This window comes from Actinocorallia aurantiaca (assembly GCF_039533685.1).
GTDB classification, from domain to species: domain Bacteria; phylum Actinomycetota; class Actinomycetes; order Streptosporangiales; family Streptosporangiaceae; genus Actinocorallia; species Actinocorallia aurantiaca.
Genome location: NZ_BAAATZ010000003.1, coordinates 203,163 through 227,852, shown reverse-complemented (window position 1 = coordinate 227,852; position 24,690 = coordinate 203,163). Strand labels below are relative to the sequence as shown.

Here is a 24,690-nt window from a genome sequence, read left to right as displayed (position 1 = left end):
CCGACCAAGCCGAGACTGGCAGTCCCGGCGTCCCGCGGGCATGGGCTGGATGTCCCGGAACATCCGTGGCCTGCCGGGACGGCCTCCGGGACTCGCACATGAAGAAGGCCCGCACTCACCAGGAGTGCGGGCCTTTCAACGGGTCTGAAGGGACCTGATCAGTCCTTCTTCAGGTTCAGCGGGGAGGCACCCTCGATCTCGGCGACGTCCGGGACCGAAGACGGCTTCGGCATGCCCTTGAAGGTGAACTTGGCGGTCTCGCCCTCACCCTCGACGTCGACCACGACGATCTGGCCGGACTTGAGCTCGCCGTACAGGATCTTCTCGGACAGCGCGTCCTCGATCTCCCGCTGGATGGTCCGGCGCAGGGGCCGGGCGCCGAGCACGGGGTCGTAGCCCCGCACGGCCAGCAGGTCCTTGGCGGGCTGCTTGAGCTCGATGCCCATGTCGCGGTCGCGCAGCCGCTCGTCCAGCCGGGCGATCATCAGGTCGACGATCTGGATGATCTCCTTCGGGGTGAGCTGGTGGAAGACCACGATGTCGTCGACGCGGTTGAGGAACTCCGGCCGGAAGTGCTGCTTGAGCTCCTCGCCGACCTTGGCCTTCATCCGCTCGTAGTCGCCCTTGGCGTCGTCCGCGCGGCCGAAGCCGATGGACAGGCCCTTGGAGATGTCCCGGGTGCCGAGGTTGGTCGTCATGATGATGACGGTGTTCTTGAAGTCCACGACCCGGCCCTGGGCGTCGGTCAGGCGACCGTCCTCCAGGATCTGCAGCAGCGAGTTGAAGATGTCCGGGTGGGCCTTCTCGATCTCGTCGAACAGCACGACCGAGAACGGCTTGCGGCGGACCTTCTCGGTCAGCTGGCCGCCCTCCTCGTACCCGACGTAGCCGGGAGGCGAGCCGAACAGCCGCGAGACGGTGTGCTTCTCCATGAACTCGGACATGTCGAGGGCGATCAGCGCGTCCTCGTCGCCGAACAGGAACTCCGCCAGGGTCTTGGACAGCTCGGTCTTACCGACACCGGACGGACCGGCGAAGATGAACGAGCCACCGGGGCGCTTGGGGTCCTTCAGACCGGCCCGGGTGCGGCGGACCGACTGGGAGAGCGCCTTGATGGCGTCCTCCTGGCCGATGACCCGCCGGTGCAGCTCGTCCTCCATGCGCAGGAGCCGGGTGGACTCCTCCTCGGTGAGCTTGAAGACCGGGATGCCGGTGGCCGTGGCCAGGACCTCGGCGATCAGCTCCTCGGTGACCTCGGCGACGACGTCCATGTCGCCGGCCTTCCACTCCTTCTCCCGCTGGGACTTGGCGGCCAGGAGCTGCTTCTCCTTGTCGCGCAGCGCGGCGGCCTTCTCGAAGTCCTGCGCGTCGATCGCGCTCTCCTTCTCGCGGCGCACGTCGGCGATCTTCTCGTCGTACTCGCGCAGGTCCGGCGGCGCGGTCATCCGGCGGATGCGCATCCTGGAGCCCGCCTCGTCGATGAGGTCGATCGCCTTGTCCGGCAGGAACCGGTCGCTGATGTAGCGGTCGGCCAGCTGGGCGGCCGCCACCAGCGCGCCGTCGGTGATCGAGACCCGGTGGTGGGCCTCGTACCGGTCGCGCAGGCCCTTGAGGATCTCGATGGTGTGCGGCAGGGACGGCTCGGCGACCTGGATGGGCTGGAAGCGGCGCTCCAGGGCCGCGTCCTTCTCCAGGTGCTTGCGGTACTCGTCCAGGGTGGTGGCGCCGATGGTCTGCAGCTCGCCGCGGGCCAGCATCGGCTTGAGGATGCTGGCGGCGTCGATCGCGCCCTCGGCGGCGCCCGCGCCCACCAGGGTGTGCAGCTCGTCGATGAACAGGATGATGTCGCCGCGGGTGCGGATCTCCTTGAGCACCTTCTTCAGGCGCTCCTCGAAGTCACCGCGGTAGCGGGATCCGGCGACCAGCGCGCCGAGGTCCAGCGTGTAGAGCTGCTTGTCCTTGAGCGTCTCGGGCACCTCGCCCTTGACGATCTTCTGGGCCAGGCCCTCGACCACGGCGGTCTTGCCGACGCCGGGCTCGCCCACCAGCACCGGGTTGTTCTTGGTGCGGCGGGACAGCACCTGCATGACCCGCTCGATCTCCTTGTCGCGCCCGATCACCGGGTCCAGCTTGCCCTCGCGGGCGGCCTGGGTCAGGTTGCGGCCGAACTGGTCGAGCACGAGCGATGTGGAGGGAGCGGACTCCGACGCCGCGCCGGACGCGGCCGGCTCCTTGCCCTGGTAGCCGTGGAGCAGCTGGATCACCTGCTGGCGGACCCGGTTGAGGTCCGCTCCCAGCTTCACCAGCACCTGCGCCGCGACGCCCTCGCCCTCGCGGATCAGCCCGAGCAGGATGTGCTCGGTGCCGATGTAGTTGTGGCCCAGCTGCAGCGCCTCGCGCAGTGACAGCTCGAGCACCTTCTTGGCGCGCGGGGTGAAGGGGATGTGCCCCGACGGCGCCTGCTGACCCTGGCCGATGATCTCCTCGACCTGCTGGCGCACCGCTTCGAGACTGATCCCCAGGCTCTCAAGGGCCTTTGCGGCGACACCCTCACCCTCGTGGATCAACCCCAGGAGGATGTGCTCGGTGCCGATGTAGTTGTGGTTGAGCATCCTGGCTTCTTCCTGAGCCAGGACGACCACCCGCCGCGCACGGTCGGTGAACCTTTCGAACATCTCGTCGCTCCCTCACACCGCCCCGCAGGAGGCCATCAGGTGAAGACCTTCCCAGAGCCGAGGCTGTTCATCCTCATCCAACTACCGGTTCGCCATGCGATGTTCCCGATACGCCACAGGCGAACGAACGTCTACGACTCCGGAACCGCCATTAACCCCTGCTACCCGGTCAGACGCTCGGAATCCCAACATGGCCGCATTTTTCTATACGCCACAAGCGAACGGCCCGCCTCCGGATCAAGAGGCGGGCCGTCGCGTGATCGCGACCGCTCTAGTGGGCGGCGTCGTACTGCTCGACGACCGAGGCGGGAATGCGTCCGCGCTCATTCACCTTGATGCCCTGGCCCTTGGCCCAGGCGCGGATGTCCGCGCTGCGCTCGCGGTTGGAGGCGCCTCGCTTGGCACCGGCCGTCCGGCCGCGCTTGGCCGAACCGGCCCGGCGCGAGTGCTCGATGAAGGGCGTCAGAGAATCACGCAGCTTCTTCGCGTTCGTAGAGCTGAGGTCGATCTCATAGGCCACACCATCGAACGAGAACGACACGGTCTCGTCCGCCGCGCCGCCGTCGAGATCGTCGACCAGACGAACAATAGTTTCGCGTGCCATGGGGCTGGCCTTTCCGCATGTGTTCAGTGCCGGGCCGTCCCCGGCGAACTTGTTCAGCGCCGGGCCGTCCCCGGCAAACTCCATTCGGTTCCTAAACATATACCCGCCGTCAGCACTTGACAATTCAGAGCGCTGGGAAGATTTCTCCGGTTCTACCGCGACCGTGCAACACGGCCGCGTAACACACGGTAATCGACTCCTACGGGCCAATCTCAGCCGAGTTTCATAGAGTACCGGCCGCCCCGAAGACGATCTTCATAGGTCCGGAATCCACGTTCATACCCCGGATAACCCAACAGCAGTGTCACCTCGGGACGCATCCCCCATAAAGAGGAGATAAGTTGAGAATTGCGTGATCTTGGACTCTACGGACACTCTGCCCGCTCTCCCGCTCAACTCTATCCGCGTGCCGAAGGCCCTCCGGAAGAAGATCCCGAAGGGCCCCGAGTCAAAGCACCTGTGATGAAGCTCTCGCTATGGGTTCCACTCCGCGTGGTCGTCCACCACCACGGTTCCCGCGTAACGGTCATGGATCGCCTGGAAGAGCGGACGGTCCCAGATCGACCACAGGTAGGCCATGAGCACCCCGGCCGCCGCGACGAACATGAAGAAGAGAAAGAAGGACCAGACCTTCACGCCCAAGAGCAAGAACAGGAAAATACCCAGCATGTAACCGAGATTGTTGATGGCCGCACGCCATACCGCCGTCATCAGGGGCAGCTGGTCCCCCGCGGGATCCGCCAGCACGACCCGCAGGCCGATCTGGCGCTTGCCGAGCGTCCGGCCCCAGAAGGCGAGCTGTACGGCCTCGTAGAGGAACGGCAGCAGCGCCACCACGACGAATGTCGTCCACAGGACCGGAGTCGACCAGGCGCCGTCCTCCTCCTTGTTCACGCCGATGGAGGCGAGAACGATGGGGAAGACCAGCGCGAAGCCGGCGACCCACACCAGGCCGGCGTCGATGAGCCGGGCCAGTGCGCGTTGCTTGAATGCCGCCAGCGGAAGGTTCTCGGCCGGGTGCGGACCGGAGGGCACGGGCGGTTGATAAGTCTGCCGGGGCGCTTCCTCTCGTTCGGGATATGAAGAGTTCGGTGGTCCATATCCCGAGTGCCCGTCATATCCCGGACTGGGCGGACCATACCCGGGCTGTTGCGGGGGGCGAGGAGCCCCGTAAGGACCTTGCGCGGGCGGGGGCGGGCCATATCCGCCACCGGAACGCGGGCCGTACGGGTTGGGGGGTTCGGTCATGATGTCGTCATTCCTCCAAGCGGAGCAGCATCCGCGTGTTTCCCAGCGTGTTCGGCTTCACCCGATCCAGGTCGAGGAACTCCGCGACCCCGTCGTCATAGGACCGCAGAAGCTCTTCATAGACAGCATGCGACACCGGAGTGCCCTGGATCTCTCGGAAACCGTGACGCGCGAAGAACTCCACCTCGAAGGTAAGGCAAAAAACTCGCCGGACACCCAGTTCTCGCGCAGTGGACAGAAGTCGGCCGACGATCTGGTGGCCGATCCCCATGCCCCGGCATTCCGGATCGATTGCGACGGTGCGAACCTCGGCGAGGTCCTCCCAGATCACATGGAGGGCACCGCATCCGATGATCCCTCCCAGTTGCGGGGCATCGGCGACCCAGAACTCCTGGACGTCCTCGTAGAGGTTCACCGTGCTCTTCTCGAGAAGACGCCGTCCGGGGCCGCCGTACGTGTCGACGAGACGCCGGATGTCACGGACATCGGGCGTGCGCGCCCGCCGGATCGTCAACTCCATAGAGCCTTGAGACTAGTGGCAACGGGCGACTTCACGGACCCGGAACGACCTGCGAAATCAGTCGCCGTGGTTGGCACGGACGGCAGACTTCGTTAGTCTCCTCCGCTGAGTGTCGACAGCAGTTCGCATCTGCTGTACCCGCCGCATCCCGACCGCTCCGCGCGAAGGGAGCCGGGGACCAGCGCAGGACCCCGGGTGCAACCGCGAAGGCGCGGAGGGGCTGCTCCGGCCCCCACCCGAAAGCTGACCCGGTAGGCGGCCGAGGAGAGGAAAACCGTGAAGCTCGCCCACCACCGTCTGCTCGCCCTGATCTGCGGTGTCACCGCCGTCGCCGTGTCCGTCCCGGGCATCGCGCACGCCGAACCCGACCCGATGAAGCGGATCGAGTCCGTTCACGAGGAACTGGAAAAGGTCAGCGAGCAGATCAACGGACTCAAGGTCAAGCTGAAGCAGGCCGAACGCGCGGCCAAGGTCGCCTCGGACAACGCCTCGCGCCAGCAGAAGGCTCTGGACGCCATAGCGCAGGAGGTGAGCGGGCTGGCCGCCAACAGCTACATGAGGGGCGGCACCGACCAGGCGCTCATCCTCGCCACCTCCGACGACCCCCAGGAGTTCCTGGACCAGAGCTCGACGCTCACCTACTTCGCCTCCCAGAGCGGCACCAAGGTGACGGAGCTGCTTTCGGCGATGCAGGCGGCGCAGCGCGCGAAGAAGGCGGCCGACGACCGGGCGGGACAGGTCCGCAAGCTCAACAACCAGCTGACCGACCGGCAGAAGAAGCTCAAGGACGACTACACCCAGATCCGCGACAAAATCGTCCGCAAGGATCCCAAGAAGATCGTCGACATCCCGCCGGTGCCGGGGGCGGGCAAGGCCGCCGAAGCGCTGCGGCTGGCGCTCTCCCAGCTCGGCAAGCCCTACGTCTGGGGCGCGGACGGGCCTAACAGCTACGACTGCTCCGGGCTCACCATGTGGGCCTACGCGCAGGTCGGCATCAACCTGCCGCACTACACCGGAAGCCAGTGGAACGCCGGCGCCCACGTCGGCCGGGACGAACTGCAGCCGGGCGACCTCGTCTTCTTCTACAGCGACCTGCACCACGTCGGCCTCTACATCGGCGACGGACAGATGGTGCACGCCCCCCAGACGGGCGACGTCGTGAAAATCGCGCCGATCGGCGGGAGGCCCTTCGCGGGCGGCGTACGCGTCGCCTGAGGGCGCTCCGGAACGGGACACGGGAGAACGGAAACGCCGTCACGGGAACCCGGAGGTTCCTGTGACGGCGGCGTTCGCCGGGCTTCACCGGGGTCTCCGGCTCACCCGCTCCGCGGTCGTCGCTAGATGAGTTGCCGGCGAGCCGCCCACACGACGGCCTCGATGGGGGTGTTGACGTCGAGACGGTCGCAGATGGCCCGAAGCCGGCGACGCAGGGTGCGCGCGCTGAGTTCGAGCTTCCGGGCCGCCACGTCGGCGGTCACGCCGCTGGCGATCTGAGCCAGCAACTTCAGTTCATCCTCGCTCAGCCGGGGTTCGTCGAAGGCCCGGCGCGCGAGTGTGCCCTGATCCACTCCATTCCTCCCTCGTCGCTGATGCTGACCGCGGGGGTGCAGCTCGTCGCTGCTTCGGGCGATGGGTCCAGTACTACTGATCGTCGGTGGCCGGACTCGGCCGATGCGTCGTTCGGATGCCATTCGCGGGGAACGCTGAGTAACGTCGGCTCGAGAGAAGGGTCATCGGTTGCAGCCTTCCCCTCTCCGGTCCGTGAATCGTTTCAAGCTCCCTACGATCCGGAACGCTAGGCGGCCGGATCCGGACCGTCAAGCTCCCGGAGAGCGCGAAAAGTGACCCCTGAATCACGTCCCGTGCCGTCGCCGAGGCGCGTCGACCCACGAAAAGCCGTTAACCTGCGACAACCCATCCCGACTCGGGGGGAGTGGACTGATGCGAGCAAGTATTCGTGAGGTTGCGCGTCGCGCGGGAGTTTCAGTTGGGACCGTTTCGAATGTCCTAAACCGGCCAGACGTCGTGGCCGAAGCCACCCGGGTCCGCGTCCTCACCGCCATCGAGGAACTCGGTTTCGTCCGCAACGAAGCGGCGCGGACCCTGCGCAAGGGCTCGGGGCGAACACTCGGAGTGATCGTCGAGGACATCTCCAACCCCTACTTCACCGACCTCGCACGGGGGGTCGAGGACGCCTCGAACGCCGGCGGCTACGACCTCATCTGGTGCACCAGCGACGGCAGCCCGGAGAAGGAGCGGCGACGGCTGGACTTCCTGGAGCAGCAGGGCGTCTCCGGCGTCGTCATCACCCCCGTCGCGCTGGACCGCGACCGCATCGCCCGGCTGCGCGCCCGGGACGTCCGGATGGCGCTGGTCGACCGGCGCATGCCGGGAACGGGCGCGTGCTCGGTGAACGTCGACCACGTCCAGGGCGGCAGGCTCGCGATGCGCCACCTCATCGAGCTGGGCCGGCACGACGTGGCGTTCGTCACCGCCGAACCGGAGTCCCCTCCCGTCCGGCAGCGGCGCGGCGGCGCGCTGCGCGCGCTGACCCGGGCGGGCTACGCGCCGGAGCAGGTGCTCACCATCGCCGAGGAGGAGCTCACCGCGGAGGCGGGGCAGCACGCGGCGCGGAGGCTCCTGGAGTTTGGAACGCTCCCCACCGGCATCTTCTGCGCCAACGACCTGCTGGCCATCGGGCTCATCAACGAACTCACCCGCAACGGGGTGAAGGTCCCCCAGGACGTCGCGGTCGTCGGATACGACGACATCGCCCCCGCGGCCACCTGCGTCGTCCCTCTCACGACCGTGTGCCAGCCCCGGCACGAACTGGGCGTCACCGCGACGGAGCTCCTGCTGGCGGGCATCGACAACCAGCAGGTCACGCTGACGCCGGAACTCGTCGTCCGCGAGTCCGCCTGCTGAGGCACGCGGTCGGCACCATGTACCGGCCGCGTGCCCGCGGCGTTCTCAGGAACCCGGCTTGACCAGCGGGAAGAGGATGGTCTCGCGGATGTTCTTGCCGGTGAAGGCCATGATCATCCGGTCGATCCCCGCACCCATGCCGCCGGTCGGCGGCATCGCGTACTCCAGCGCGCGCAGGAAGTCCTCGTCCAGCTGCATCGCCTCCGGGTCCCCCCCGGCGGCCAGCAGCGACTGCTCGGTGAGCCTGCGGCGCTGCTCGATCGGGTCGACCAGCTCCGAGTAGGCGGTGCCCAGCTCGGTGCCGAAGCCGATGAGGTCCCACTTCTCGGTCAGCAGCGGCTCGTCGCGGTGCTGGCGGGTCAGCGGGGAGGTCTCCAGCGGGTAGTCCATGACGAACGTCGGCTGCCTCAGGGTGTGCTCGACGAGCTCCTCGAAGAGCTCCTGCACCAGCTTGCCCTGCCCCCACTTGGGGTCCCAGTGCACCTCGCGGGCGTCGGCGAGCTTGCGCACGGCCTCGATCGGGGTGTGCGGGGTCAGCTCCTCGCCCAGCGCCTCGGAGACCGAGCCGTACAGCGTGATCCGCGGCCACACCGGCAGGCTCAGGTCGTACTCCCGGCCGTCGTGCACGACCACCGAGTGTCCCAGCGCGGCGACCACGGCCTTCTGGTACATGCGCTGGGTGAGGTCGGCCATGTCGTTGTAGTCGAGGTAGGTGCCGTACGCCTCGAGCATCGTGAACTCGGGGTTGTGCGTCGAGTCCGCGCCCTCGTTGCGGAAGTTGCGGTTGATCTCGAAGACCTTCTCGATCCCGCCGACCACCAGCCGCTTGAGGTAGAGCTCGATCGCGATGCGGAGGTAGAGCTCCATGTCGTAGGCGTTGATGTGGGTCTTGAACGGCCGGGCCGTCGCGCCGCCGTGGATCGGCTGCAGCATCGGCGTCTCGACCTCGAGGTAACCCTCCTCGTGCCAGAAGTCGCGGACCGCGCGCACGGTGTCGCTGCGCAGCCGCGCCATCCTCCGGGCCTCGTCGTTGACGATGAGGTCGACGTAGCGGTACCGCACCCGGGCCTCGGGGTCGGTGAGCCCGGCGTGCTTCTCCGGCAGCGGGCGCAGGCACTTGGAGGTCAGCGTCCAGGAGTCCGCCATGATCGACAGCTCGCCGCGCCGGGAGGAGATGACCTCGCCCTCGACGCCGACGTGGTCGCCGAGGTCGATGTCGTGCTTCCAGGCGGCCAGCGCCTCCTCGCCCACCCCGGCCAGGGAGACCATGACCTGGATCTCGGCGGTGCCGTCCTTGAGGGTGGCGAAGCAGAGCTTGCCGCCGACGCGCGAGAGCATGACCCGCCCGGCGATCGCGACCTTCTCCCCCGTCTCCGTCCCGGGTTCGAGGTCGGGGTGTTTCCCGCGGACCTCGGCGATGGTGTGGGTCCGCGGGAAGTTCACCGGGTAGGGCTCGACACCGCTCTCCCGGAGCCGCGCCACCTTGTCCAGGCGGACACGCATCTGCTCCGGGGCGTCCTCGTAGGTCTGCTCGCTCACGCCGTCAAGGCTATCCACCCCGGAAAACCGGCGCGAACGCCGTCCTCAGGATCCGCCCACGTTGCGCTCGTAGATCAGCCTCAGGCCGTGCAGGGTGAGCCACGGCTCGAAGGTGTCGATGCTGCGCGCCTCCTCCAGCACCAGGGGTGCCAGGCCGCCGGTGGCGATGACCTTCACCTCGTCGGGATTGTCCGACAGTTCCTCGGCCATCCGGTCCACCAGGCCGTCGACCTGACCGGCGAAGCCGAAGATGATGCCGGACTGCAGGGCCTCGACGGTGTTCTTGGCGATGACGTGCCGGGGCCGCACCAGCTCGATCCGGTGCAGCTGGGCGCCGCGCTTGGACAGCGCGTCGATGGACAGCTCGATGCCGGGGGCGATGGCCCCGCCCACGTACTCGCTCTTGGCGGAGATGCAGTCGAACGTCGTGGCGGTGCCGAAGTCCACCACGATCGCCGGGCCGCCGAAGAGGTGGATGGCGGCCAGCGAGTTCACGATCCGGTCGGCCCCGACCTCCTTGGGGTTGTCCATGCGCACCGGCACCCCGGTCTTCACTCCGGGCTCCACGATGACCGCGGGGACGTCGCCGTAGTAGCGGCGGCACATCTCCCGCATCTCGTGCAGGACCGAAGGCACCGTGGAGCACAGGGAGATGCCGCTGATGTCGGTCTCCACCAGCAGCGGGCTCTGGTTCACCAGCCCCTGCAGGACGACGGCGATCTCGTCCGCGGTCCGCCGCGGATCGGTGTTGATCCGCCAGTGCTCGATGACCTCCTCGCCCTCGAAGAGGCCGAGGACGGTATGGGTGTTGCCGACGTCGATCGTGAGAAGCATCAGGTCCCCGCTGCGGTACGGAAGTCAAGGCCGATGTCGAGGGCCGTCGCGGAATGCGTGAGGCCGCCCACCGCAAGGTAGTCCACCCCCGTGGCGGCGGCATCTCGGGCCCTGTCCAAGCTCAGGCCTCCCGATGCTTCCAGCTTGGCGCGGCCGGCGGTGAGCCGGACGGCCTCGGCCATCATCATGTCCGACATATTGTCCAGCAGAATGTCGGTGGCTCCGGCCGTCAATGCCTCTTCGAGCTGCTCCAGGGTGTCCACCTCGACCTGGATGTGCAACTCGGGATAACGCGCGCGGATGGCCTCGTACGCGGCCGTGACCCCTCCCGCCGCGGCGACGTGGTTGTCCTTGACGAGCGCGGCGTCCTCGAGGGACATGCGGTGGTTCACGCCTCCGCCGCAGCGGACCGCCCACTTCTGGAGCCCGCGCAGGCCCGGCAGCGTCTTGCGGCTGTCGCGCACCCGGGCGCCCGTCCCCTCGATCGCCTCGACCCACCGTGCCGTCTGGGAGGCGATACCCGACAGGTGCGTCATGAAGTTGAGGGCGACGCGCTCGGCGCGCAGGAGCTGGACCGTCGGGGCCGTGACGGTCAGCAGCACGTCGCCCTTCCCGATGCGGTCGCCGTCCCGGACACGCCGCTCCAGCCGGGCCTCTCCGCCCATCAGGACGTCGAAGACGACCTCGGCGACCAGCAGCCCGGCCGCGACGCCCTCGGCGCGGGCCGCGAAGTCGGCCGTGGAGACCTGCTCGGGATCGAAGATGGGCTCGCTGGTGACGTCGGTCTCGCCGTCCTCCGCCAGTGCCGCCTTGACCAGGCTCTCCACCGCCAGCGGGTCGAGCCCCTGGTCCTGTAGCCGCTGTGCCAGCTCGGGCGTCATGGTTTCCTCACTCACTCACTTGCTCGCGGCCCGGCCCGTCGGCCGTGCTCGCCAGGGGGATGGGCGTGCCTGATCCTGCCGGTCAGACGACGGCGCCCGAAGCGGAACGCGCCTGGGCGGCGGTGGTCCGTCGGGGCCGCTCGGAGGCCTCGGATCCGGGCGCTTCGGACGCGAGGGTTTCGGGGGCGGGCCTCTCGAGGGCGAAGGCCAGCCGGAACGTCCCGGCCTCCAGCCGCCCGCTCAGCCGCCCGAGCCAGCGGACGTCGTCGCGGTCGGGGAAGTCGTCGCGCCAGTGGCTGCCCCTGGTCTCCTCACGGCGTTCGGCCGCCGCGACGACGGCCGTGGCCACGGTGTGGAGGTTGGTGGCCTCCCACGCCTCCACGCACGGGTCATCACAGACGCGCCCGCCCAGCTCCTCCAGGAGGCGGCGGGCCTCGGCCAGCCCCTCCGCCGAACGCAGGACCCCGCAGTGGGTGCTCATGACCCGCTGGATCTCACCGCGGACGGACGGGTCGAGCAAGCCCTTCCTCCGCGGCCGTGCCGGAGCCCCGTCGCCGTCGGCGAGCGGTTCCCGCTCCTCCGCGAGGGCCTCACCGATGCGCTCGGCGAAGACGAGGCCCTCCAGGAGCGAGTTGGAAGCGAGCCTGTTCGCGCCGTGGACACCGGTGCAGGCCGTCTCCCCGCAGGCGTACAGGCCGGGGATGGACGTGCGCCCGTACCCGTCGGTGCGAACGCCTCCGCTGGCGTAGTGGGCGGCCGGGACGACGGGGATCGGCCGCGTCACCGGGTCGATTCCGTGCTCCCGGCAGCTGGCCAGGATGGTGGGGAAGCGCGTCTCCCAGAACCGGGCGCCCAGGTGGCGGCCGTCGAGCAGCATGTGCGGCTCGCCCGTCTCGCGCATGCGGTTCATGATCCCCTTGGCGACCACGTCGCGCGGCGCGAGCTCGGCCAGCTCGTGCCTCCCGACCATGAACCGTTCGCCCGAGGCGTCGACGAGGTGAGCACCCTCGCCCCTGACCGCCTCGGAGATCAGCGGCTGCTGGCCCGTGGCCCCCGGGCCAAGCCACATCACCGTCGGGTGGAACTGCACGAACTCCAGGTCGGCCACCTCGGCTCCGGCGCGCAGCGCCAGCGCCACGCCGTCGCCGGTGGAGACCACCGGGTTGGTGGTGGCGGAGAAGACCTGCCCGAGCCCGCCGGTGGCCAGTACGACGGAACGGGCCCGCACCGCGCCCACCCCGTCCCGCTGCCCCTCGCCCATGACGTGCAGGGTGACCCCGGCGACGCGGCCGCCCTCCATGACCAGGTCGAGCACCAGGGCGTGCTCGATGACCTCCACGCCCTCGGTCTGCTTGAGCGCGGCCAGCAGCGCCCGGCTGATCTCGGCGCCGGTGGCGTCTCCCCCGGCGTGGGCGATGCGCCGCCGGTGGTGGCCGCCCTCGCGGGTGAGCGAGACCGTGCCGTCGGCGGCGAGGTCGAAGTGCGCGCCCGTCTCGATGAGCCTGCGCACCGCGTCGGGCCCCTCGGTGACGAGGGCGCGGACGGCCTCGGCGTCGCACAGGCCCGCACCGGCGGTGAGGGTGTCGGCCAGGTGCTCCTCCGGGCTGTCCTCCGGGGCGAGCGCGGCGGCGATGCCGCCCTGCGCCCACCGGGTGGACCCGGCGTCCAGGAGCGCCTTGGTGACCAGCAGCACCCGTCCGTGCCGCGCCGCGCGCATCGCCGCCACCAGGCCCGCGATGCCGGAACCGATCACCACCGCGTCGGTGCGCGCGGTCCAGCCGGGTGTGCCGGCGGCCAGCTCGTCGATCATGACGCCCTCCTCCGGGGGGTTTTCGTCAGTATGACACTAATCCGGGAAGGGCTATTCCCCCGGGGTCAGTGGACGAGGTCCGGACGGCGGGTGTCGGTGCCCGGGACGGGCTCGGCCGGGTCGTCGCCCAGCAGGACGATCCTGTTGTCCGCGTCGACGTGCACCACCGACGGGCGGAAGGAGCGCGCGTCGGCGTCGGACATCGCGGCGTAGCTGATGAGGATGACCAGGTCGCCCGGGTGCACCAGGTGGGCGGCCGCGCCGTTGATCCCGATCACCCCGGTGCCGCGCGGCCCCTCGATGACGTAGGTCTCCAGCCGGGCCCCGTTGGTGATGTCGACGATGTGGACCTGCTCGCCGGGCAGCAGGTCGGCGGCCTCCATCAGGTCCGCGTCGACGGTGACCGAACCGACGTAGTGCAGGTCCGCCTGGGTGACGGTGGCCCGGTGGATCTTGGACTTGAACATGGTCCGGAACATCAGAACTCCAGGGGGAGGTTGTCGATCAGACGGGTGGCGCCGACGCGTGCCGCGACGGCCAGGACCGCCGGGCCGCGGTGGCCGGGCTCGACGGGGTCGAAGGTCGCCGGGTCGGCGAGGACGAGGTAGTCCGGCAGCAGGGGGGGCTCCGCCGTCGCCGCCTCCTCCAGGACGGGGCGTGCCGCCGCGAGGACCGCCTCCGCCCCGCCCGGCACGGCGTCGCGCCCCGCGAACAGGGCCCGGGAGAGCGCGAGGGCCGTGCTCCTCTCCTCGCCCGAGAGGAACCTGTTGCGGCTGGAGAGCGCCAGGCCGTCCGGCTCCCGGACGGTCGGCACCGCGACGACCTCGACGCCGAGGTTGAGGTCCTCGACGAGCCGGCGGATCACCGCGAGCTGCTGGGCGTCCTTCTGGCCGAAGAACGCCTTGTCCGGACGGACCATCCCGAAGAGCTTGGCCACCACCGTGGCCATCCCGTCGAAGTGCCCCGGCCGGGCCTCCCCTTCCACGATGCGTCCCATCCGGCCGGTGCTGACGGAGACCTCCAGCGGCCGGGGGTAGACGTCCGAGACGGACGGCGCGAACACGATCGCCACCCCCTCCGCGTCGCAGATCGCCGCGTCGGCCTCCAGCGTCCGGGGGTAGCGTTCGAGGTCCGCCTGCTCGCCGAACTGCAGGGGGTTGACGAAGACGCTGACCACCACGTGGTCGGCGTCCTTGCCCGCCCACCTGATCAGCTCCCGGTGCCCGTCGTGCAGCGCCCCCATCGTGGGGACGAACGCGACGGTGCCCGGCAGCCGCCCGCGGGCGCGCGCCAGGTCGGCGAGAGAATGAACGATCATCGAGGTCCTTCCTGAATCAGGGATCACCGGTGCGCCGGGACTCGGGCCGCCCGGTTCACGGGGAGTCGGCCAGCACGCCCAGCAGCCGTTCGGCGGCCTCCGGCTTGAGCAGCCCGGAGTCCAGCGCCAGGTCGGCGGTGCGCCGGGCCAGCGCCAGGTAGCCCGGCACCGCGTCCGGTTCGACCGCCTTCAGCGCGGCCAGATGGTCCGAGACGGTGCCCGCGTCGCCCCGAGCCACCGGCCCGGTCAACCCCTGGCCGCCCAGGCGCAGCGCGTTGTCCAGGGCCGCGCCCAGCAGCGGGCCGAGCATCCGGCCGGGCTCGGCGACCCCGGCGGCGCTCAGCAGGCCGCAGGACTCCACGACCAGGGTGACCAGGTGGTTGGCGCCCAGCGCCAGCGCGGCGTGGTACGTCGTGCGGTGCTCCTCCTCGATCCAGACGGGCTCGGCGCCCATCTCCACCACGAGGGCCTCGGCCACCGGGCGCAGCGGCCCGGGCGCGGTCACCCCGAAGGAGATGCCGCTGAGCCGCTCCAGGTCGCCCGTGCGGCCGGTGAAGGTCATCACCGGGTGCAGAGCGAGCGGCAGCCCGCCCTCCCGGGCGAGCGGGGCCAGGACGGCGGTGCCGTGGCGCCCGCTGGCGTGGGCGAAGAGCTTGCCCTGGACTCCGACCCCCGCGGCGACCATGCCCTCGGCGAGTTCGGCGAGGGCGTCGTCGGGGACGGTCAGCAGGACGAGGTCGGCGGCGGCCACGACCTCCTGGGGAGCCAGGAAGGGCACGCCGGGCAGCAGTTCCTCCGCCCGGAGGCGTGAGGAGACGGCGGACGCCGCGACGACGCGGTGACCGGCGCGCGCGAGGGCGGCGGCCAGCACGGCGCCGACCCGGCCCGCGCCGACGACGCCGACCTTCAGCCGGCCCGGCCGCTGGGTAGGCAGATCCATGAACGTTCCAGTCCTCGAAAGGGGTACCGGACGGTGCGAGCCAAGGGTACCCAAGTCGCGGAGCGGCTCATCTGACGCCTCCCCTGACTCAGGGTCACCACATGGTCACCCCGACGGTCATTACCCCTCGAGGGTGTCACGGGACAAGGTGGTGCTCCTCGCAATCCACAGGGGGGAGGCGCCCAAGGCGGAACTTCATCCAGCGACTCCAGGGGTCCCGAAGACCGCCGTCCCGCCGCCTTCCGGGGGGACGGCGGCACCCTGCGTCCGGTGGCGCTCCAGGCTCACCGGGCCCTTGGCCTGCATCAGCCAGCCGAACCCGCCCAGCCCGTCCGGATCGGTGAGTTCGGCGGCCTCCCCGGCCCGCGAGAGCTCGGCGAGATAGGCGCGCGGGTCACTGAACGCCAGTTCCCTGTCCGGCCGCCGTCCGCTGATCCCCAGGGCGTGCAGGGCCTCCCGCTGGGTGATGAGAACGGTCTCCAGGCCGGGCACCGCGCAGGCGTCCAGCGCGACGTGCGCGGTGACGTCACAGGACCCGTCGGGGACGGGCCAGACCGCCATGCCGTGGCGGTACCCGGCGAGAGTGGGCCGCCGGGTCTCCACGTCGTGGGAGTAGTCGACGGCGACGGCGACCCCCGCCTCCAGCCGCCCGACGAGCCGGGCCCAGGCCTCGTCCCGGCTCCTGCCGACCTCCGCCCGGCCTCCGCGCTCCGGCCACCAGCGGGCCAGCCACGCCAGGTCCGCCTCCGCGGGCTCGGGTCCCGGCCGCTCGTTTCCTTCGGCGTCCACCAGCATCAGGCGGGGACCCTCGGGGGTGTACTCCACGATGTCCAGCGGCACGTTGTCGAGCCACTCGTTGGCGACGACGAGCCCGACGATCCCCTCCGGCGGCTCGGTGGCCCAGACGACGCCCTCCGGACCCGTCCTGGGCTCGAACTCGACGGCCACCGGGCGCAGCCGCCGCGCCACGTCCGGGGGGACCGCCTCCCGGATTCCGGCGAGCAGCGAGCCCGAGCCCGCGCCCATGTCCACCACGTCGAGCCGGCCGGGCCTGCCGAGCTGGACGTCGACGTCCTCCAGCAGGCGGGCCAGGGCGCGGGCGAACAGCGGCGAGGCGTGCACCGAGGTCCGGAAGTGCGCCTCGGGACGTTCCCGCCGGTAGAACCCTTCGGGTCCGTACAGGGCCCGCTCCATCGCCGCATGCCAGGTGATCACCCCACCAGGGTCGCACGCACCGGCGGCCGGGCGGAGCCGATGCTCTCTAAACCCCCATAAGAGGACAGGCTCAGCCTCCAAGGTAATCAAATGGTCATGCTTGGTCATGACTAAGGCAACCTTTCGCCACCCGGGTTCGCACTACCCGCGAGTAGCTGAATAACTACTCTCCGTACGGCCGGGGTTGCTGCGCAGGTATTCCCGGCGTCGTCAAAGTCCAGGGAGGATCCCCTAAATGACGCTCAAGAAGTTCGCTGCCGCCGGTGCGCTCGCCCTCGGTGTCATGGCCGTCGCCGGCCCCGCTCTCGCCCACCCGAAGCCGCACCCGCACGGTCCGTTCTTCGGCGGCCCCGACGTCATCAGCCCCACCAGCGTGGACGGCAACGGCATTCTGAACAACGCCATCTCGCTGAACATCTGCGGCACCAACCTGGTGCCGATCGAGCTGATCCCCGTGCTCAGCCCGACCACCGCGATCTGCGAGGACAGCCAGAACGAGGACGTCATCAAGGTCGAGGACTGACCAGTCCCACAGCCTGCCAGGCCGGAGCCCCCTCGGGGGGCTCCGGCCTTCCCTTTTATGCGCTGCAATCCAACGAGACCGCAGCGACACTCCCCTTACCGGCATGCCCGGACAAAGTAACTACCTAGAGTCATCAATGAGTCACCCGATCGCACAAGTAGAGTAACTCTCCGTCACCAGGGGTCGCTCTACTCGCGAGTAGCTGAGTAACTACTCTACGTATGGCCGGGGTTGCTGCGCAGGTGCTCCGGCGTTGTCAACGTACAGGGAGGATCCCCTAAATGACGCTCAAGAAGTTCGCTGCCGCCGGTGCGCTCGCCCTCGGTGTCATGGCCGCCGCCGGCCCGGCTCTCGCCGGCGAACACCCACGCGGCCCGCACTTCGGCGGTCCGCACTTCGGTGGCCCCGATGTCATCAGCCCGACCAGTGTCGACGGCAACGGCATCGCCAACAACCTGCTCTCGCTGAACATCTGCGGCACCAACGTGATCCCGATCGAGATCATCCCGGTACTCAGCCCGACCACGGCGGTCTGCAAGGACAGCCAGAACGAAGACGTCATCGAAATCGACGACTGACCTCGTCCCGAGTTCGTCCGGCCGGGGCCCTTCAGGGGGCTCCGGCCTTCCCCCACATGCACGAGCGATCGGCTCGACTGGCATAACCCCAGGTCTCCCACCACAAGCAGACAAGTCGACTACTTAAAGTCATGGAACGGTCACGCTTGGATAGAGGTCGGGTAACTCTCTGTCACTAGGGGTCGCACTACCCGTGAGTAGCTGAATAACTACTCTACGTATGGCCGGGGTTGCTGCGCAGGTACCCCGGCATCGTCAAACGTACAGGGAGGATCCCCTAATGACGCTCAAGAACTTCGCCGCGGCCGGTGCGCTCGCTCTGTCCGCGGTCGGCGTTTTCGGCGCCGCCGCCAACGCCAACCCGCACCCGCACTTCGGTGGGCCGGACGTCATCAGCCCCACCAGTGTCGACGGCAACGGCATCCTGAACAACCTGCTCTCGCTGAACATCTGCGGCACCAACGTGATCCCGATCGAGCTCATCCCGGTCGTGAGCCCGACCACCGCGTCCTGCGAGGACAGCCAGAACGATGACGTCATCGAGGTGGAGCGGAACAAGTTCCACCACTGATCCTCAAAGCGGTTCCAGCCGGGGTCCCCATCGGGGGCCCCGGCCCTTTTTGTCCCCGCTAGCCCGCCCAGCGCTCCAGCGAACCGGACCTGGCCCTGGCCGGCCTGGCACGCGACACCGTCTCGTCCACCAGGTCCCGGGCCCGCGCCACGTCCCAGTCCACCGCCGCCACCTGGACCGGCCCCGGCGGAACGTCCACCTGGACGGTGCCCAGACCCAGCAGCCGCTGGACCGGCGAGGAGGTCAGCCGGACGGACTGGGCCCGGGCGAAGTCCACCACGTCCCACGTCCGGCAGAATCTGCCCCTCCGGGACAGGAAGGCCTCGCGGGTGATGCCCGCCGCGTCCCGCGCCCTCCACCGCGACTTCGCGGGCGTCAACGCGACGCCCTCCAGCGAGACCCCCGGGAACACCTCGGAGACCAGCGCGAAGGCGGCCTCCCTCGGACCCACCGGCAGCAGCGTCGAGGACAGGGCCTGCCGCTCCCCTCCGTAACCGGCGACGGTCATGTCCACCCGGGCCCAGCCGAAGTACCGCCACATCCACGGCTCCACCACCCGGAGCGCCTGGATCCGGCCCGGCGGCACCGTCTGCAGCCGGCTCTCCAGCAGCCCGAAGCGCAGCCGGATGCCGTCCGGCGAGATCGACGAACGGAACCGGGCGTACATCACCAGCGGCGCGATCACCTCGCGGCACAGGCCCAGCATGATCGGGATGGCCACGCCCAGCACCGCCAGCTCCTTGACGACGATCCCGAAGACGACCAGCGCGACGAACAGCGCGAACGACAGCAGCACCGGGATCCGCAGCACCAGCGAGGTGAACAGCGCCCCGAACCCCACCCGGCAGAACGGCCGCTCCGGCGCCTCCGGAGTGTGGCCGGGCAGCCCCGCCGCCAGCGCCACCAGTTCGGCCCGCAACGCCTGCGCCCGCCGTCCGCCCAGATACCGCAGCGTGATCTCCGCCGAACTGCCCCCGGCGAGTTCCAGCCTCACCTCCGCCAACCCGAGCAGCCGGCCCAGCAGCGGGCTCGACACGTCGACGCCCTGCATCCGCGACAGCGGGATGCGCCTGATCCGGCTGCGCACCGCCCCGGTGTCGACCACCAGGTCGTCGCCGTCGATCCAGAACCGCACCGACCACCACGCCCACACGCCCACCAGGCCCGCCACCAGCGCCACCGGAAGGGTGACCAGCAGAAAGAGCAGGACCCGGGCGGGCTGCAGCGTGAACCAGTCGTCTCCGGAGGTGTCCAGCAGCAGCCACATCCCGATCAGGACGAAGTAGACGACCACGATGTTCAGCGAACGCAGCGGCGCGGTGGCCCAGTGCAGGCGGTGCACCTCCACCGTCGGCCGGGGCGGCGGCGCCGGGCGGTAGGGCCGCGGCGGATACGGGTAGGGGTTCACAGGCCCGCCCCCTCGTCGCCCCGGGCCGCCAGCCGGTCCCGCAGCTGGTCCGCGACCGCGACGGGCAGTCCCGGAATCGAGGCGTCCGTCGTCGCCGCCGCGGTGTGCAGCCGTACCGTCGCCAGCCCGAACGCCTGCTCCAGCGGACCCGACGTCACGTCCACGAACTGCATGCGGGCGTAGGGGACGATGACGATCCTGCGCTGGAAGACCCCCGAGGTGATGACGAGGTCGTCGCCGCGTTCCAGGAAACCCCAGGCCTGGTAGGCCTGCTCGGCCACCAGCCAGGCCAGGACGAAGGCCAGGACCGTCGCCACGCCCCAGATGAGCGCGCCGGGCGTTCCGCCCGTCCTGGCCACGACGAACGCGCCGAGCGGGCCCGCGAGCAGCGCGACGGCCGTCGCGACCGTTCGGCGGTGCCATTTGTAGCGGGCGGACACCCGCCACCACCGGGCGCCCTCGGGCGGCGCGAACGCCTCCTCCCGGGTGCGCTGGCGGTAGGGCTGCGGAGGCAGGATCTGCGGCTGCTCGTTCATCGCGTCCCAGTCAACAGGAAACACCCTCTTTTTGGCATCAAAGCCACCAGCACCACCCGTACCGGAGAGGAGGGCGACGCGAATGCGTGCCCGCCAGAGGAGTCTGCGACCATGTCGATTATGGAGACGCGCACTGTCGGCATCGGCGCGGGGGCCAGGGAGCTCGCGACCGAGGACATGGTCCTCAACATCGGACCGCAACATCCCTCCACCCACGGGGTCCTTCGGCTGCGCCTCACCCTCGACGGTGAGCTCATCGACTCGGCCGAACCGATCATCGGGTACATGCACCGGGGCGCCGAGAAGCTCTTCGAGGTGCGCGACCTGCGGCAGATCGTGGTGCTGGCCAACCGGCACGACTGGCTGTCGGCGTTCGCCAACGAGCTGGGCGTGGTGCTGGCCGCCGAACGCGTGCTCGGCATGGAGGTGCCGGTGCGCGCCGTCTGGGCGCGCACCCTGCTCGCCGAGCTCAACCGGGTGCTGAACCATCTCATGTTCCTGGGGTCCTACCCGCTGGAGATCGGCGCGATCACCCCGATGTTCTACGCCTTCCGTGAACGCGAGGAGCTGCAGCGGGTGCTGGAGGAGGTCTCCGGCGGCCGCATGCACTACATGTTCAACCGGGTCGGCGGGCTCAAGGAGGACCTGCCGTTCGGCTGGCTGGAGCGCACCCGGCGGGCCGTCGCCCTCGTCCGCTCCCGGATGCCCGACATCTCCGACCTGATCCTGGGGAACGAGATCTTCCGGGCCCGCACCCGCGGCGTGGGCGTCCTCACCCGCGAGCAGATCCTGCAGTACGGGGTGAGCGGCCCCATCGCCCGCGCCTCCGGGGTCGACTTCGACCTGCGCCGCGACGAGCCCTACCTGGCCTACGGCGAACTCGACGTCCCCGTCGTCACCCGATCCGAGGGCGACTGCCTGGCCCGCTTCGAGTGCCTCCACGACCAGGCGCTCGTCTCCCTCGACCTCGCCGACGCCTGCCTGGACCGGCTCGCCGACCTCCCGCCCGGCCCCATCAACCAGCGCCTCCCCAAGATCCTCAAGATCCCGGTGGGCCACACCTACGCCTGGACCGAGAACCCCCTCGGCCTCAACGGCTACTACCTCGTCTCCCGCGGCGAGAAGACCCCCTGGCGCCTCAAGCTCCGCAGCGCCAGCTACAACAACGTCCAGGTCCTGCCCGAAATGCTGAAGGGCCAACTCGTCGCCGACATGGTCGCCATCCTCGGCTCCATGTTCTTCGTCGTCGGCGACATCGATAAATAGGCCCGTTCCATGACGGTCGCGCTCCGCGCGGCCGAGCGTCGCGACGTCGTCGGCGCACTCGACGGGGGCCGGCCACACCGGCGAACCGCAGGACGGCCCTGGTCGAGGGATCCCTCGACCAGGGCCGTCCTGGTGCCGTGCCCAGGGTCAGCGGCGGTCGTTCCGTTCGGCTTCGGGGTCCTTGGGGACCCGGCAGCAGTACTCCAGGAAGAGGGCCGCGCCGGTGAGGGCCAGGGCCGAGACCGTGGTGGCGACGCTGACGATGAAGTCGTGGCGGGGGGTGGGGAGGTCGATGTCGGGCAGGACGTGCAGGACGAAACCGAGGAAGACACCGGTGAGCGCGGCGGCGGCGTGGGCGCTGGCCTTGCCGAGCGCGGCCATGTTCGCGACACTCAACGGGTCGACGGGTCGGGCCTCCTCCGCGGCGGCCTTGTGGTGGATCTTGTTGCGGAGGTGCACGCCGGCGACGATCTCGCCGAGCGCCAGCAGCAGCAGCGTCGGCACCGCCGTCCACGGCAGCGGCGGCAGCTGCGAGTACAGGCCTTCGAGCAACGCCCACACCGCCAGCGCCGCCACGAGGACCAGCGCCAGCAGGACCGCCGGCCGGGACGCCCTCACGCCGGCCGCTGAAGGTTCAGGTCGTCACGCCGGACGACCTCCTGGCCCCCAGCCGCGGCGGCCAGCTCGGCGACCGGGCCGTGTCCCGGAAGCACCGCCTCCGGGTCGATCTCGGCCCACGGCACCAGCACGAACGCGCGTTCGTGCGCGCGGGGGTGCGGCAACGTCAACCGGGGATCGTCCGAGACGATCTCCCCGAACTGCACGATGTCGATGTCGAGGGTGCGCGGACCCCAGCGGACGATCCTCTCCCGCCGCATCGACTCCTCGATCGAGAGGCTGCGCTCCAGCAGCGTCTCGGGCGTCAACAGGGTCTCCGCGACGACCACGACGTTGAGGAAGTCGTCCTGCTCGACCCCGCCCCAGGGCGCGGTCTCGTACACCGGGGAGAGCTCCACCAGCGTGAGGCCGGGAGCGTCGAACAGCGCGTCGAGCCCCTCCTGCAGGTTCTCCACCCGGTCTCCGAGGTTGCTGCCGAGCGAGAGCACCACCCGGTGTCCGATCAGCATGTGCCCCCCGGTGGGGGTCCGGTCCGTCATACGCGGCTCCTGGTGATCGTGACGGCGACGTCGGTGAACGGGTGCGGAATGGGGGCGGCCGGCTTGTGCACCGTCACCTCGGTGCTCAGCACCCGGGGATCGGCCAGGCACACCTCGGCCAGCCGCTCGGCGAGCGTCTCGATCAGATCGACGGGTTCGCCGGTCACCACCTCGACCAGCCGGTCCGCCAGCTCCCCGTAGTGCACGGTCAGCGCGACGTCGTCCTTCTCCGCGGCGGGCCGCAGATCGAGCCCCAGCGCGACGTCGACCACGAACTCCTGGCCGAGTTCGCGCTCGGCCGGCAGCACGCCGTGGAATCCCCGGGCACGCAGCCCGCGCAGCTCAATCCGATCCGTCATCCCGCATCCCGTCCAGCACCGGGGAACCGTGGTGGACCCACAGTCGCCACTGACCTTCATCACGTACGAACACCTTCGTCGTGACCACGCTTCCCCCTGCGAGGAAACCCTCCTCGTCCTTGTCCGCCGTGAGGATGTTCTCCTCGCAGGTGAGGATCGCGTAGTCGCCCCTGACCTCGGTGTGCACCCCGGTGAGCACGAACTGGATGTAGGCGGTGTTCGCCATGATCAGAGCCCAGGAGCGCAGCACCTCGCCGCGACCGCGCAGCAGCGCCCAGCCCGGGTGGACGCATGTCACGCCCTCGGCGTAGTCACCGTCGGCCCAGACCTCGTGCATGAGGTCCAGGTCACCCGTCTCGAAGGCGGTGTAGAACCTGGCATTCGCGGCCTCTACCGCTGCGGCGTCATCCACGCGCCGAGCCTACGGCCGCAGCCACCCGTACCGCGTCCGCGTTGGGGCGAACGTTGTGGACCCGTACGCACCAGGCGCCCGCCGCGGCGGCCAGCGTGGTGACCGCCAGGGTCGCGTCGTCGCACTCCGCGAACGGGCGCGGAGTGCCGTCCGGGTCGGCCAGCAGCCGTCCGAGGAAGCGTTTGCGCGAGGCGCCCACCAGGATCGGGAACTCCTCGCTCAGCTCGCCGAGGTCGGCCAGCAGCTTCCAGTTGTGCTCCGCCTGCTTGGCGAAACCCAGTCCCGGATCGAGCACGATCATCGACGGGTCGACGCCCTGCGCGACCACCGCCTCGACCCGGAGGAGCAGCTCCTCCCGGACCTCGGCGACCACGTCCCGGTAGACGGCCCGGTTCTGCATGTCGTGGCTGTGCCCGCGCCAGTGCATCACCACGTACGGCACCCGCGCCCGCGCCACCACCTGCGGCATGTCCGGATCGGCCAGCCCGCCGCTGACGTCGTTGACCAGCAGCGCCCCCGCGGCCACCGCGGCCTCGGCCACCTCGGCCCGCATCGTGTCGACGCTGACCGGCACCCCCTCGCGGGTCAGCGCCTCGATCACCGGGACGACCCGCCTGAGCTCCTCCGACAGCGACACCCGCTGGGCCCCGGGCCGGGTCGACTCGCCCCCCACGTCGATCAGGTCGGCCCCGTCCCGCACCAGCTCCAGCCCGTGCTTGACGGCCCGCTCCTGATCAAACCACTCCCCGCCGTCACTGAAGGAGTCCGGCGTGATGTTCACCACGCCCATGACCAGGCACCGCTCATGGTCAGGCAGCCCGGAAACACTCATGTGCCCAGCCTAAGCCCTCCCCCCGCCCCTTCCCGAGTCCTCCCGACCCCTCACCGCGCCTCCGGATGCCGCAGACACGGCGAAGAGATGTTCACCCCGATCCGCGGACTCCCCGGAACCGAGGTGATCCCCTGCAGGACCGCGCCGTAGCCCTCCTGCGGCGCCGCGATCCGCAGCACCGCCTGACTCGTCGGACTTCCCGCGCCGAACTCGACCGTCCGCCACCCGATCCCTTCCAGGACCGCCTTCAGCCTGGTCAGCGCCTCGCCGATCACTTCTTCGTCGGGTACCTCGATGTAGGTGATGATCCCCTCTGAGTAGGGGCTGTACCCCACCCACCAGGTATCAAGATCGACGTTGCGACCCGGCACCTGCTTCGCGTTGTACTCGTTCCCACAGGGGCTCGGAGAGACATTGGGATTTTCGAAGCCTCTGCCCACTGCCAGACCATCGACAATTTCTTTTCCATACTGGCTTATCGTGGCGACCACGCCTCTCGGATGCGCGACCGGAAAGTCATCTTCCACCATCAGTCCCCC

General features: G+C 69.6%; 27 protein-coding genes and 1 riboswitch. Of the genes, 6 read left to right on the top strand and 21 right to left on the bottom strand.

Annotation, left to right across the window (positions count from 1 at the left end; translation table 11 throughout):
* Window positions 1–158: 158 nt before the first annotated feature.
* The 4 genes from ABD327_RS04180 to ABD327_RS04165 form a co-directional block, all read right to left on the bottom strand.
* Entirely contained in the window at window positions 159–2,675 is a 2,517-nt protein-coding gene (locus ABD327_RS04180; RefSeq protein ID WP_344448783.1) for an ATP-dependent Clp protease ATP-binding subunit, read from the bottom strand.
* Between the two features lie 271 nt (window positions 2,676–2,946).
* Complete coding sequence (locus tag ABD327_RS04175) at window positions 2,947–3,279, bottom strand: histone-like nucleoid-structuring protein Lsr2 (protein WP_344449073.1); 333 nt, start codon at window positions 3,277–3,279, stop codon at window positions 2,947–2,949.
* A gap of 474 nt (window positions 3,280–3,753) precedes the next feature.
* Window positions 3,754–4,314, bottom strand: a complete 561-nt coding sequence (locus tag ABD327_RS04170; protein ID WP_344448782.1) for an RDD family protein — start codon at window positions 4,312–4,314, stop codon at window positions 3,754–3,756.
* 220 nt (window positions 4,315–4,534) lie between these two features.
* Window positions 4,535–5,047 (bottom strand): amino-acid N-acetyltransferase, encoded by a 513-nt coding sequence (locus tag ABD327_RS04165; protein ID WP_344448781.1) that lies wholly within the window; start codon window positions 5,045–5,047, stop codon window positions 4,535–4,537.
* A 129-nt stretch (window positions 5,048–5,176) separates the two neighbouring features.
* A riboswitch (cyclic di-AMP (ydaO/yuaA leader) is annotated at window positions 5,177–5,321 on the top strand.
* Window positions 5,322–5,323: 2 nt separating this feature from the next.
* Here ABD327_RS04165 and ABD327_RS04160 point away from each other — a divergent pair.
* Window positions 5,324–6,262, top strand: a complete 939-nt coding sequence (locus tag ABD327_RS04160) for a C40 family peptidase (protein WP_344448780.1) — start codon at window positions 5,324–5,326, stop codon at window positions 6,260–6,262.
* 122 nt (window positions 6,263–6,384) lie between these two features.
* On the opposite strand, the gene ABD327_RS04155 is transcribed toward ABD327_RS04160, so the two are convergent.
* Window positions 6,385–6,615 (bottom strand): LuxR C-terminal-related transcriptional regulator, encoded by a 231-nt coding sequence (locus ABD327_RS04155; RefSeq protein ID WP_344448779.1) that lies wholly within the window; start codon window positions 6,613–6,615, stop codon window positions 6,385–6,387.
* 373 nt (window positions 6,616–6,988) lie between these two features.
* Here ABD327_RS04155 and ABD327_RS04150 point away from each other — a divergent pair, with 373 nt between their 5' ends.
* Window positions 6,989–7,972, top strand: a complete 984-nt coding sequence (locus ABD327_RS04150) for a LacI family DNA-binding transcriptional regulator (protein WP_344448777.1) — start codon at window positions 6,989–6,991, stop codon at window positions 7,970–7,972.
* Between the two features lie 45 nt (window positions 7,973–8,017).
* Here the strand turns inward: ABD327_RS04150 and lysX are convergent, their stop codons facing one another.
* The 8 genes from lysX to ABD327_RS04110 all read right to left on the bottom strand — a co-directional run bounded on the left by lysX (window position 8,018) and on the right by ABD327_RS04110 (window position 16,509).
* Window positions 8,018–9,511, bottom strand: a complete 1,494-nt coding sequence (gene lysX, locus ABD327_RS04145; RefSeq protein WP_344448776.1) for a bifunctional lysylphosphatidylglycerol synthetase/lysine--tRNA ligase LysX — start codon at window positions 9,509–9,511, stop codon at window positions 8,018–8,020.
* A 45-nt stretch (window positions 9,512–9,556) separates the two neighbouring features.
* Window positions 9,557–10,345 carry a type III pantothenate kinase gene (locus ABD327_RS04140; protein WP_344448775.1) on the bottom strand — a complete coding sequence of 263 codons (789 nt, stop codon included), beginning with the start codon at window positions 10,343–10,345 and terminating at the stop codon, window positions 9,557–9,559.
* Complete coding sequence (gene nadC, locus ABD327_RS04135) at window positions 10,345–11,226, bottom strand: carboxylating nicotinate-nucleotide diphosphorylase (protein WP_344448774.1); 882 nt, start codon at window positions 11,224–11,226, stop codon at window positions 10,345–10,347. The genes ABD327_RS04140 and nadC overlap by 1 nt, the downstream gene beginning before the upstream one ends.
* Before the next feature lie 82 nt (window positions 11,227–11,308).
* The gene (locus ABD327_RS04130) at window positions 11,309–13,036 is read right to left on the bottom strand and encodes an L-aspartate oxidase (protein WP_425547054.1); all 1,728 of its coding nucleotides are present in this window, start codon (window positions 13,034–13,036) and stop codon (window positions 11,309–11,311) included.
* Between the two features lie 65 nt (window positions 13,037–13,101).
* Window positions 13,102–13,515, bottom strand: a complete 414-nt coding sequence (gene panD, locus ABD327_RS04125; RefSeq protein WP_344448772.1) for an aspartate 1-decarboxylase — start codon at window positions 13,513–13,515, stop codon at window positions 13,102–13,104.
* Entirely contained in the window at window positions 13,515–14,354 is an 840-nt protein-coding gene (gene panC, locus ABD327_RS04120) for a pantoate--beta-alanine ligase (protein WP_344448771.1), read from the bottom strand. The genes panD and panC overlap by 1 nt, the downstream gene beginning before the upstream one ends.
* A gap of 55 nt (window positions 14,355–14,409) precedes the next feature.
* A complete protein-coding gene (locus ABD327_RS04115) occupies window positions 14,410–15,294 on the bottom strand; it encodes a Rossmann-like and DUF2520 domain-containing protein (RefSeq protein WP_344448770.1) in 885 nt (294 codons plus the stop codon).
* A 195-nt stretch (window positions 15,295–15,489) separates the two neighbouring features.
* A complete protein-coding gene (locus ABD327_RS04110) occupies window positions 15,490–16,509 on the bottom strand; it encodes an SAM-dependent methyltransferase (protein WP_344448769.1) in 1,020 nt (339 codons plus the stop codon).
* Between the two features lie 235 nt (window positions 16,510–16,744).
* On the opposite strand from ABD327_RS04110, the gene ABD327_RS04105 reads away from it, so the two are divergent.
* The 3 genes from ABD327_RS04105 (at window position 16,745) to ABD327_RS04095 (ending at window position 18,181) form a co-directional block, all read left to right on the top strand.
* A complete protein-coding gene (locus ABD327_RS04105; protein WP_344448768.1) occupies window positions 16,745–17,032 on the top strand; it encodes a hypothetical protein in 288 nt (95 codons plus the stop codon).
* 281 nt (window positions 17,033–17,313) lie between these two features.
* The gene (locus ABD327_RS04100) at window positions 17,314–17,610 is read left to right on the top strand and encodes a hypothetical protein (protein WP_344448767.1); all 297 of its coding nucleotides are present in this window, start codon (window positions 17,314–17,316) and stop codon (window positions 17,608–17,610) included.
* A 280-nt stretch (window positions 17,611–17,890) separates the two neighbouring features.
* Window positions 17,891–18,181, top strand: coding sequence for a hypothetical protein (locus ABD327_RS04095; RefSeq protein WP_344448766.1), 291 nt, complete (start codon window positions 17,891–17,893; stop codon window positions 18,179–18,181).
* Window positions 18,182–18,239: 58 nt separating this feature from the next.
* On the opposite strand, the gene ABD327_RS04090 is transcribed toward ABD327_RS04095, so the two are convergent.
* Both ABD327_RS04090 and ABD327_RS04085 read right to left on the bottom strand, forming a co-directional pair.
* Complete coding sequence (locus ABD327_RS04090) at window positions 18,240–19,589, bottom strand: PH domain-containing protein (protein WP_344448765.1); 1,350 nt, start codon at window positions 19,587–19,589, stop codon at window positions 18,240–18,242.
* A complete protein-coding gene (locus tag ABD327_RS04085) occupies window positions 19,586–20,125 on the bottom strand; it encodes a PH domain-containing protein (protein ID WP_344448764.1) in 540 nt (179 codons plus the stop codon). The genes ABD327_RS04090 and ABD327_RS04085 overlap by 4 nt, the downstream gene beginning before the upstream one ends.
* Before the next feature lie 120 nt (window positions 20,126–20,245).
* Between ABD327_RS04085 and ABD327_RS04080 the strand changes: the two genes are divergently transcribed.
* Window positions 20,246–21,391, top strand: a complete 1,146-nt coding sequence (locus ABD327_RS04080; RefSeq protein WP_425547053.1) for an NADH-quinone oxidoreductase subunit D — start codon at window positions 20,246–20,248, stop codon at window positions 21,389–21,391.
* 147 nt (window positions 21,392–21,538) lie between these two features.
* Here the strand turns inward: ABD327_RS04080 and ABD327_RS04075 are convergent, their stop codons facing one another.
* From ABD327_RS04075 to ABD327_RS04050, 6 genes are read right to left on the bottom strand one after another with little or no spacing between them, the layout of a single operon-like run.
* The gene (locus tag ABD327_RS04075; RefSeq protein WP_344448761.1) at window positions 21,539–22,009 is read right to left on the bottom strand and encodes a DUF3180 domain-containing protein; all 471 of its coding nucleotides are present in this window, start codon (window positions 22,007–22,009) and stop codon (window positions 21,539–21,541) included.
* Complete coding sequence (folK, locus tag ABD327_RS04070) at window positions 22,006–22,548, bottom strand: 2-amino-4-hydroxy-6-hydroxymethyldihydropteridine diphosphokinase (protein WP_344448760.1); 543 nt, start codon at window positions 22,546–22,548, stop codon at window positions 22,006–22,008. The genes ABD327_RS04075 and folK overlap by 4 nt, the downstream gene beginning before the upstream one ends.
* Window positions 22,545–22,907 (bottom strand): dihydroneopterin aldolase, encoded by a 363-nt coding sequence (gene folB, locus ABD327_RS04065; RefSeq protein WP_344448759.1) that lies wholly within the window; start codon window positions 22,905–22,907, stop codon window positions 22,545–22,547. The genes folK and folB overlap by 4 nt, the downstream gene beginning before the upstream one ends.
* Window positions 22,891–23,319: a nuclear transport factor 2 family protein gene (locus tag ABD327_RS04060; RefSeq protein ID WP_344448757.1), complete on the bottom strand. Its 429-nt coding sequence runs from the start codon at window positions 23,317–23,319 to the stop codon at window positions 22,891–22,893. Before ABD327_RS04060 ends, folB begins: the two co-directional genes overlap by 17 nt.
* On the bottom strand, window positions 23,312–24,151 hold the full coding sequence (gene folP / locus ABD327_RS04055) for a dihydropteroate synthase (protein ID WP_486303494.1): 840 nt from the start codon (window positions 24,149–24,151) through the stop codon (window positions 23,312–23,314). The genes ABD327_RS04060 and folP overlap by 8 nt, the downstream gene beginning before the upstream one ends.
* A 50-nt stretch (window positions 24,152–24,201) precedes the next feature.
* Complete coding sequence (locus tag ABD327_RS04050) at window positions 24,202–24,681, bottom strand: hypothetical protein (RefSeq protein ID WP_344448756.1); 480 nt, start codon at window positions 24,679–24,681, stop codon at window positions 24,202–24,204.
* Window positions 24,682–24,690: the final 9 nt, after the last annotated feature.

Bases quoted from the DNA above. Each gene is read 5' to 3' on its own strand.
- ABD327_RS04180 (WP_344448783.1), bottom strand. From the start codon at position 2,675: ATGTTCGAAAGGTTCACCGACCGTGCGCGGCGGGTGGTCGTCCTGGCT.
- ABD327_RS04085 (WP_344448764.1), bottom strand. From the start codon at position 20,125: ATGAACGAGCAGCCGCAGATCCTGCCTCCGCAGCCCTACCGCCAGCGC.
- ABD327_RS04080 (WP_425547053.1), top strand. From the start codon at position 20,246: ATGGAGACGCGCACTGTCGGCATCGGCGCGGGGGCCAGGGAGCTCGCG.
- ABD327_RS04150 (WP_344448777.1), top strand. From the start codon at position 6,989: ATGCGAGCAAGTATTCGTGAGGTTGCGCGTCGCGCGGGAGTTTCAGTT.
- ABD327_RS04050 (WP_344448756.1), bottom strand. From the start codon at position 24,681: ATGGTGGAAGATGACTTTCCGGTCGCGCATCCGAGAGGCGTGGTCGCC.
- folP (WP_486303494.1), bottom strand. From the start codon at position 24,151: ATGAGTGTTTCCGGGCTGCCTGACCATGAGCGGTGCCTGGTCATGGGC.
- ABD327_RS04115 (WP_344448770.1), bottom strand. From the start codon at position 15,294: ATGGATCTGCCTACCCAGCGGCCGGGCCGGCTGAAGGTCGGCGTCGTC.
- panC (WP_344448771.1), bottom strand. From the start codon at position 14,354: ATGATCGTTCATTCTCTCGCCGACCTGGCGCGCGCCCGCGGGCGGCTG.
- folB (WP_344448759.1), bottom strand. From the start codon at position 22,907: ATGACGGATCGGATTGAGCTGCGCGGGCTGCGTGCCCGGGGATTCCAC.
- nadC (WP_344448774.1), bottom strand. From the start codon at position 11,226: ATGACGCCCGAGCTGGCACAGCGGCTACAGGACCAGGGGCTCGACCCG.
- ABD327_RS04100 (WP_344448767.1), top strand. From the start codon at position 17,314: ATGACGCTCAAGAAGTTCGCTGCCGCCGGTGCGCTCGCCCTCGGTGTC.
- ABD327_RS04130 (WP_425547054.1), bottom strand. From the start codon at position 13,036: ATGATCGACGAGCTGGCCGCCGGCACACCCGGCTGGACCGCGCGCACC.
- panD (WP_344448772.1), bottom strand. From the start codon at position 13,515: ATGTTCCGGACCATGTTCAAGTCCAAGATCCACCGGGCCACCGTCACC.
- ABD327_RS04165 (WP_344448781.1), bottom strand. From the start codon at position 5,047: ATGGAGTTGACGATCCGGCGGGCGCGCACGCCCGATGTCCGTGACATC.
- ABD327_RS04105 (WP_344448768.1), top strand. From the start codon at position 16,745: ATGACGCTCAAGAAGTTCGCTGCCGCCGGTGCGCTCGCCCTCGGTGTC.
- ABD327_RS04140 (WP_344448775.1), bottom strand. From the start codon at position 10,345: ATGCTTCTCACGATCGACGTCGGCAACACCCATACCGTCCTCGGCCTC.
- ABD327_RS04095 (WP_344448766.1), top strand. From the start codon at position 17,891: ATGACGCTCAAGAACTTCGCCGCGGCCGGTGCGCTCGCTCTGTCCGCG.
- folK (WP_344448760.1), bottom strand. From the start codon at position 22,548: ATGACGGACCGGACCCCCACCGGGGGGCACATGCTGATCGGACACCGG.
- ABD327_RS04175 (WP_344449073.1), bottom strand. From the start codon at position 3,279: ATGGCACGCGAAACTATTGTTCGTCTGGTCGACGATCTCGACGGCGGC.